The following is a 1,706-nucleotide window of genomic DNA, read 5'->3' on the forward strand; positions in this document are numbered from 1 at the left end:
GCAAGCGGATCCCGCCTGGAAAAACTATGTAAAAATAACCGCGGATGCTGGATATTATTTACAGCAGCGCAACCATTTGATGAAAGACTCCCCCTTTATGCAAAATTAATAGCGAGGCTCTAGACACCAGCCAAATCATCCATAATTGTTGCTCTTTGTTAAGCGACTTTGATATTGCTAGCGTTCAAACACTCCACCAAGCGAAAGCGAGCCCAATAGAGAGTTACTTTGCCACAGACTCTTTATTCAACTACGCCACAGCAAGCTAACGCGCAACCTCTAATTGATCCTAGATCAGGGTATTCCCATAATCGGCAAAAGATTAGGATCTACACCTTTTCAGCGAGCCTCAATTCAGGCTACTCTAACATCTTGTGTTTTCAATGTTTTTTCTGTCAGTGACTATAAATTATTTGATAACATTCAATAGATTGCATTAACGCCTATATATTGCGCTTAAAAGCTGCTAAAAAAGCTTCACCATTAACAACCTTTAGATGCCCGCTGATGCAAGACAAGATATTACTCATTGAAGACGATAAAAAGCTTACCCAATTATTGAGCTTATACCTTAATCGCAATGGTTTTGAAGTCGCTGTTGGTCACTCAGGCCTAGAGACAGAACAGCTGTTAAAAGAACACTCCCCCACTTTATTGATTTTGGACCTGATGCTGCCGGGCATGGATGGGCTTAGTGTCTGCCGGGAGATTCGCGGCAGCTATAGCGGGAAAATTTTAATTTTAACCGCCAGTGATGATGACATGGACCAAGTGGCCGCATTGGAAATGGGTGCGGATGACTATGTCTGCAAGCCTATTCAACCGCGGGTATTACTGGCGCGGATTCGCATGTTGCTACGCCGTAAAGAGTTACCCGATGCTGATAATACACAGCACAGCGCTGCAATAAAGAAACAGGATGCTAATTTATCCCAACTTGGCAGCCTCTCTTTAAACAAACTCACCCAACGTATTTTACTCAACGATCAATTAGTGAACTTAACCCCGAGCGAGTTCGACCTGCTGTGGATTCTAGTGGCGCACGCCGATCAAGTATTAACCCGTGAGCGGCTGGTAAAACTAACCCGAGGCATTGATTACGATGGTATCGATCGCACTATCGATAACAAAATTGTGCTGCTGCGTAAAAAACTCAACGACGATCCCGCCCTGCCTAAACGCATCATTACTTTAAGAGGCAAAGGCTATTTATTGGTTTCTAGCGAATGGTAGCCCCCTAATAGGCACATACAAACCAGTACAATAACAGACACAATATTGACCAAAGCTGTGAGATTATAGCGTTAATCAAATAAGGTTATCTTAGATATGGCACGTTTATTCTTTAGCTTATACGTCACTATTATTGGCGCGGTTTTTGCCATATTTTTTGCCATTGACTACGTCAGTAGTAAACACTACTACAACGTAGAAATGGAAAACATCAGCAAGTCGGTAGAGGCATACTCAGGGTTATTTAACCAAATCCACGCCCTTGGGGGCGAGCAAAGCATGTTTGAAGCTATGCACAAAGCACTCAAAGCTGAAGACTTATTGCTCGAAAAAGTATCTAAACCCGACACCATCAATTTCACAGAAATAAAACACAGCGATGTGTTTGTTAAAACGGGCTTCGCCGGACAAGCCACTGTCTATATGCGCATGCAAGATGAACAATTTTATCGCGTTTATCCGGATAAAAACTC

General features: G+C 42.8%; 2 protein-coding genes. Both read left to right on the forward strand.

Features of this window, described 5'->3' with window-relative positions:
- Nucleotides 1-507: 507 nt before the first annotated feature.
- A complete protein-coding gene (locus DWA01_RS17170; RefSeq protein ID WP_114287036.1) occupies nucleotides 508-1,233 on the forward strand; it encodes a response regulator in 726 nt (241 codons plus the stop codon).
- 96 nt (nucleotides 1,234-1,329) lie between these two features.
- Nucleotides 1,330-1,706 (forward strand): hypothetical protein (locus DWA01_RS17175; protein WP_200832607.1); only part of this gene is annotated, 377 nt, incomplete at its 3' end.

Origin of the sequence: Candidatus Halocynthiibacter alkanivorans, from assembly GCF_003333265.1 — a bacterium.
Taxonomy (GTDB): domain Bacteria; phylum Pseudomonadota; class Alphaproteobacteria; order Rhodobacterales; family Rhodobacteraceae; genus Halocyntiibacter_A; species Halocyntiibacter_A alkanivorans.

Bases quoted from the DNA above. Each gene is read 5' to 3' on its own strand.
- DWA01_RS17170 (WP_114287036.1), top strand. From the start codon at position 508: ATGCAAGACAAGATATTACTCATTGAAGACGATAAAAAGCTTACCCAA.